Here is a 5,683-nt window from a genome sequence, read left to right as displayed (position 1 = left end):
GCGCTACATCACCAACCCGCCGGGCAACGCGGTGCGCGTTCACCAGCACTTGAAGATCGGCGACGGCGAGGTCAACTGGGACGAGTTCTTCGGCGGCCTCAAGGAGATCGGCTTCCTGGACTCCCCGGACACCGTGATGTGCTCCTCGGTCTTCGCGGAAGACGAGAGCGCCGCGGACGTGGCCCGCTTCCAGTTGGAGACGATGGAAAAGTACGTGGCGCAGGCAGGCTGAGCCCCGGCGCCGCCCTTTGCTCGCCACTTTCACCAGCCCGGCGTTTTCACCAGCCGAAACGTGGTTTGCCCGCTCAAATTTGGGCGGGCAAACCACGTTTAAGGCTGTGTTTTCCACATAGAAGCAGGGGAATGGTGCCGGCAGGTGCCCGGGGCGCTTCAGTGGGAGCATGGAATTTCCCCAGGCCACCTTCCATAGCTCACCTTCCGGCAGCCGTGCGGACGCCACGGCGTGGGAACTGCACCATGGATACAAACGTGGCAGGCTTGTCCGGATCCGGCATGGCGTCTACCTCCCTGCCGAACAGTGGCTGTCCGTCAACGGCTGGGAGCGTTATGCGCTGACGACGGCGTCGCTCGCCATCCGTGGCGAATCTCCTGTTTTCTGCCGGGAGACGGGGCTGCTGCTGTGGGGAGTGAAGCTCGCCGGCCTTCCGCAGGCCGTGGAATACCTGACCAGCCACCGTGACCAGCTCGGACGTGCCGCACCGCCGCGCCTCTATGGCAACAGGGACGCCGTGGAGAAGCTTGGAAAACAGCTGGCTCCGGACCTTTCAATGCTTCCCACGGGCTTCCGCGACGCCAAACGCCTGGGCACAAGCGCGGGGAGATGGTCAGTGGTGTCGGACCGCCTTGGGCTGCGCCTCCGGGTTCAGGAACTCGACGGGCTCCTCAGCGATACGATCCACCGCCTGCCGTTCCGCGACGCGGTGGTGGTCCTGGATCAGCTCCTGCCGAAGGAGTCCATGGCTCACGAGCCCGCGTACCAAGCGTCTGTGCACCACAAACCCGCCGCAGCATACATGCGAAGCGTGGAGCATCTGGCAGGCCTGTGCTCCTCGCTGCCGAAAATTGCCCAACGTGAACGCATGTCCGCGGCGCTCGCCTTTGCGGACAGCCGCTCCGAGTCCGTGGGCGAATCACTCAGCCGGGCCGTGATTGCAGAGCTGGGTTTTGAGGTCCCGGAGCTGCAGTTCCGCGTCATGGGCCAGTTCGGGGAGGTGGCGCGCACGGACTTCTACTGGCGGCAGCGGAAGCTGGTGGGCGAGTTCGACGGCCGCATCAAATACACCCGGGCGCGGGAACTCAGCGGAAAATCCATTGAGCAGGTCGTCGCCGAGGAGAAAGCACGCGAAGACCGCATCCGTGCCCTGGGCTACGGCGTGGTGCGCTGGGAGTGGGATGAGCTCATGCAGCCCGGGAGGCTCGCCACCAAGCTCCTGCGTGCCGGCGTCCCCCGGGTACCTCAGAACTCCTACCGGCCGAAGCGTGGGTTGCCGGCCCAAATTTAGGCGGGCAACCCACGCTTAGGCGGGTCAAAACGCAAAGGCTACGCCGTGAACGGCAGGCGGGGGTCGACGTCGAGCCCTTCCCACGTGGTCCGGACCCATCCATGGTGCGGGTCGTCGCTGATCAGCCAGTCACGGACCCGGCCCGGGCCGGCCATCACGTTGAGGTAGTAGAGGTCGTAGCCGGGGGCGGCCATGGCGGGGCCGTGCCAGCCGTAGGGAACCAGGACGACGTCGCCGGTGCGGACTTCGGCATTGACGTCGATGGGTCGCTCATCAGAAGCGTAGACCCGGGCGTATCCYAGGGGATCGGTGCCGGCGGGGGCGGGGGATCCTTCGGCGAGCCGGGTTTCGAAGTAGTAGATCTCCTCGAGGCTGGTCTCGCCGTCCTTCTCCTCGTCGTGCTTGTGCGGCGGATAGGAGGACCAGTTGCCGGCAGGGGTGATGACTTCGCACACGATGAACCGGTCTGCTTCCAGGGCGGCCGGTGTCCCGAAGTTGTGCACCTGCCGGGAGCAGTTGCCGGCGCCGCGCAGTTCCAGCGGGATGTCTTCGGCGCGGACCAGCCGTGTWGGGTATTCGGCCTTGGCGGGAGCGAGTGCGACGGCGATCCGMCCGCCGTCCGCACTGCTCACCGTGGCGGCCTTGCCGATGCCCGTGTAGAGGACGTCCGTGGTGCCGTKGAAAACGCTCCGGCGCCCCCGCAGTGCGTACTGCTCTCCATCAACGGTGACGGTAAAGGACCCCTCCAAGGGYACGAAGATCCGTTCTTCCCCTRCGGCTTCCAGCGTGACGGCCGCACTAGGATCCAAGGTGGCGACCTTGAGCCCCGTGTGGGCCCAGCCGTCCACYTGGAGGCTGCTGTCGTGCGCGCCCAGGGATACCTGCCAGGCTCCGTCGGCTGCTTTTCCGTAGGGGTAGACCCACTCGGTCATGGGGGAGTGTCCTTTCGTCCGGGTACCGGTAACGGGTGCCGGCCCCGCGCCTCAGCGCTGGACCAGCGTCATTTCAAAGCTGTAGGAATCGGCCCGGTACACGTGGTGCCCGGTTTCGATGTTCCGGCCGGTGTCGTCCACCGCGGTGCGCTCCATGGTCACGAGTGCCGCGCCAGGTTCGCAGCCGAGCAAGCCGGCTTGGTATTCGTCCGCGACGGCGGCTCCGATCCTTTGCTGTGCAAGCCGGAAGTTGACGCCGGCGGYGCGGAGGAGCTCGTACATGCCGCGCTCGCTGAGCGCTTCTTCGCTCAGCTGGGCGACGTCGTCGCGCACCCAGTTCTCCATGAGGGCGAGCGGCTTGTTGCCGACGCTGCGAAGCCGGGTGAAGTGGTAGACGCCGACGGCGGCGGGAAGCTGCAGCGTTTCACGCTGCTTTTCCGGGGCGGGGCCGTGGCTGAAGGATAGGACTTTCGTGCTGGGCTTCTGCCCGGTGCGCAGCAGGTCATCGTTGAGGCTGGAGAGCTCAAGGGGCCGCCGGACCTGGCTGGCSACYACCTGGGTACCGACACCGCGCTTGCGGACGAGGAGTCCGGCCCGCACGAGTTCGTCCATSGCCTTGCGCATGGTGGGGCGCGAAAGGTTGAGCCGGTTGGCGAGTTCGATCTCGTTYTCCAGCCGGGAGCCGGGCTCCAAGGTGCCTGAGCGGATCATTCCTTCGATTCCCTGGACCACTTGGTGGTAGAGGGGCACGGGTGACGATCGGTCAATGGGGATGTTCAGGAGCTGTGACATCTCTACTTCTCCCTTGTTGGCGGGTTGCACATGTCCTATTGCATGGACAAATGCCTTGCCTAGTGTAGGCCCGGATTCCGCGGCAGCACAGCGTGGCACGCGAGTTCAGTTGCTTGCCAAAGTTGTCAGTAACCGCTGACAAACGSCCCTCTTCGGCTTCCATTATTTATCGTGACGTAAATATGTCAAGACAAACTATTGACTGATGTGGCGTCCGTCACTCATGATCATAAGCAGCACCCCCGCGGAGGCACGTGGGCGTGGATCGAAGGAGATTCGCATGAAGAAGAAGTTTTCCTGGCGCCGGGCAGCGGCCGCCGTTGTCCTTGTTCCGCTTCTGGCTGTAACTGCATGCTCCGCCCAGGGTGGCAAGCCGGCGGACACTGGTGGTGGCGCCGGCGGCCAGGTGGCTGATACGCCGAAGATCAAGGTGGCCATGATCACGCACGCCGTGGCCGGTGATACCTTCTGGGACATTGTCCGCAAGGGCGCCGAGGAAGCGGCCAAGAAGGACAATGTCGAACTGCTGTACACCAGCGATCCCGACGCCGGCCGCCAGGCACAGTTGGTGCAGCAGGCGATCGACCAGAAGGTGGATGGCATCGCCGTCACCCTTGCAAAGCCCGAAGCGCTGAAGGACGTGGTCAAGAAGGCGACGGACGCGGGAATCCCCGTGGTCAGCTTCAACGGCGGCATGGAAGCGTCCGCCGCCTTGGGTGCCTTCACCTACTTCGGTTCCGACGAGAAAATCGCCGGCGAAGCCGCCGGCACCAAGCTGGCTGCCGAGGGCTTCAAGCACCCGATCTGCGTGATCCAGGAGCAGGGCCATGTGGGCCTCGAAGCCCGTTGCGCAGGCGTGAAGGCCAAGGTGCCGGGCACGGAAATCCTCTACGTTGACGGCAAGGACATGACCGGTGTGCAGTCCACCGCGACGGCCAAGCTGCAGGCCACCAAGGACGCCGATGTCATCATCGGCCTGGGTGCCCCGTTCTCCCTCACTTTGCAGAAGTCGGTGAAGGACGCCGGCAGCTCCGCCAAGGTGGCCAGCTTCGACCTCAATGCCGAACTCGCCCAGCAGATCGTGGACGGCAACGTGGTGTTCACCGTTGACCAGCAGCCGTACCTGCAGGGCTACCTTTCCGTGGACTCCCTGTGGCAGGCCAAGCGGGGCGGATTCAAGGTGGGCGGCGGCCAGGCGGTACTGACCGGTCCGGCCATYGTGGACAAGTCCAACGCCGCGGATGTCCTGAAGTTCGCCAAAGAAGGCATTCGCTAAGAGCCCCGAAACGGGTGCCGCCCGGGCCGGACAAGCCCAGGCGGCACCCGCGGACCAAGGAGTATCTCCAGATGTCATCAATCGTTAGTACGCCGCAGGCAACCGCGCCGGATGAGCGCGTCGCCAAGCGCAATCCGCTCCAGAAACTGATGGGCAGGCCCGAAGTGGGCGCACTCGTCGGGGCCGTGGTGCTGTTCATCTTCTTCGCCTCGGTTTCCAGCACTTTCACTCAACCCAACGCCCTCGCCACCGTGCTCTACGGCTCATCCACCATCGGCATCATGGCCGTGGGGGTCTCGCTGCTGATGATCGGCGGCGAGTTCGATCTCTCCACCGGCGTTGCGGTGATCTCCTCGGCCCTGACCGCSTCCCTGTTTGCCTGGTACTTCTCCATGAACGCCTGGGTGGGCGTGCTCCTCGCGCTGATCGTGTCGCTGGGCATCGGCTTCATTAACGGCTGGATCCTGATCAAGACCAAGCTGCCCAGCTTCATCGTCACCCTTGCCACCTTCCTGATGCTGACCGGCCTGAACCTGGCATTGACCCGGCTTGTCGGCGGGAGCGTCTCCTCGCCGTCGATCGCCAGGCTGGACGGCTTTGAATCGGCCCGCGCGGTCTTTGCCTCCGGGGTCGTGATCGGCGGCGTCGAAGTCAAGATCACGGTCTTCTACTGGATCCTGTTGGTGGCCATCGCGTCCTGGATCCTGCTGCGCACGAAGGTGGGCAACTGGATCTTCGCCGTCGGCGGCGACGACAACGCCGCTACCGCCGTCGGTGTTCCGGTCACGAAGACCAAGATCGGCCTCTTCATGGCCGTCGGCTTCTGCGGCTGGGTYCTCGGCATGCACAACCTGTTCGCTTTCGACGCCGTGCAGTCCGGCGAGGGCGTGGGCAACGAGTTCCTGTACATCATCGCCGCGGTGATCGGCGGCTGCCTGCTCACCGGCGGCTACGGCTCGGCGGTGGGCGGCGCGATCGGCGCGTTCATCTTCGGCATGGCCAACAAGGGCATCGTGTACGCGCAGTGGAACCCGGACTGGTTCAAGTTCTTCCTGGGCCTCATGCTCCTGCTGGCCACGATCGTCAACCTCATCGTCAAACGCCGCGCGGACGCGAGCAAGTAGGAGGGCCGCCATGACCGAGAACATCCCCGCGAAGGC

The 5,683-nt window shown here is 64.8% G+C and carries 5 protein-coding genes and 1 pseudogene; 4 read left to right on the top strand and 2 right to left on the bottom strand.

Going from position 1 to position 5,683, the window contains the following annotated elements:
- Both BIU82_RS09975 and BIU82_RS09970 read left to right on the top strand, forming a co-directional pair.
- Nucleotides 1-232, top strand: a pseudogene (locus BIU82_RS09975) (sugar phosphate isomerase/epimerase); the annotation flags it as partial.
- A gap of 169 nt (nt 233-401) precedes the next feature.
- The gene (locus BIU82_RS09970; RefSeq protein WP_070349321.1) at nt 402-1,523 is read left to right on the top strand and encodes a hypothetical protein; all 1,122 of its coding nucleotides are present in this window, start codon (nt 402-404) and stop codon (nt 1,521-1,523) included.
- A 38-nt stretch (nt 1,524-1,561) separates the two neighbouring features.
- On the opposite strand, the gene iolB is transcribed toward BIU82_RS09970, so the two are convergent.
- Both iolB and BIU82_RS09960 read right to left on the bottom strand, forming a co-directional pair.
- Nucleotides 1,562-2,455 (bottom strand): 5-deoxy-glucuronate isomerase, encoded by an 894-nt coding sequence (gene iolB, locus BIU82_RS09965; RefSeq protein ID WP_070349320.1) that lies wholly within the window; start codon nt 2,453-2,455, stop codon nt 1,562-1,564.
- Nucleotides 2,456-2,506: 51 nt separating this feature from the next.
- Complete coding sequence (locus BIU82_RS09960) at nt 2,507-3,247, bottom strand: GntR family transcriptional regulator (protein ID WP_070349319.1); 741 nt, start codon at nt 3,245-3,247, stop codon at nt 2,507-2,509.
- A gap of 280 nt (nt 3,248-3,527) precedes the next feature.
- Here BIU82_RS09960 and BIU82_RS09955 point away from each other — a divergent pair, with 280 nt between their 5' ends.
- Both BIU82_RS09955 and BIU82_RS09950 read left to right on the top strand, forming a co-directional pair.
- Nucleotides 3,528-4,523: a substrate-binding domain-containing protein gene (locus BIU82_RS09955; protein WP_070349318.1), complete on the top strand. Its 996-nt coding sequence runs from the start codon at nt 3,528-3,530 to the stop codon at nt 4,521-4,523.
- Between the two features lie 71 nt (nt 4,524-4,594).
- On the top strand, nt 4,595-5,647 hold the full coding sequence (locus tag BIU82_RS09950) for an ABC transporter permease (RefSeq protein WP_070349317.1): 1,053 nt from the start codon (nt 4,595-4,597) through the stop codon (nt 5,645-5,647).
- The last annotated feature ends 36 nt before the right edge of the window (nt 5,648-5,683 follow it).

This window comes from Arthrobacter sp. SW1, from assembly GCF_001766675.1.
Classification (GTDB): domain Bacteria; phylum Actinomycetota; class Actinomycetes; order Actinomycetales; family Micrococcaceae; genus Arthrobacter.
The sequence above is the reverse complement of the archived record's forward strand: the minus strand, read 5'-3'. Positions and strand labels throughout refer to the sequence as shown.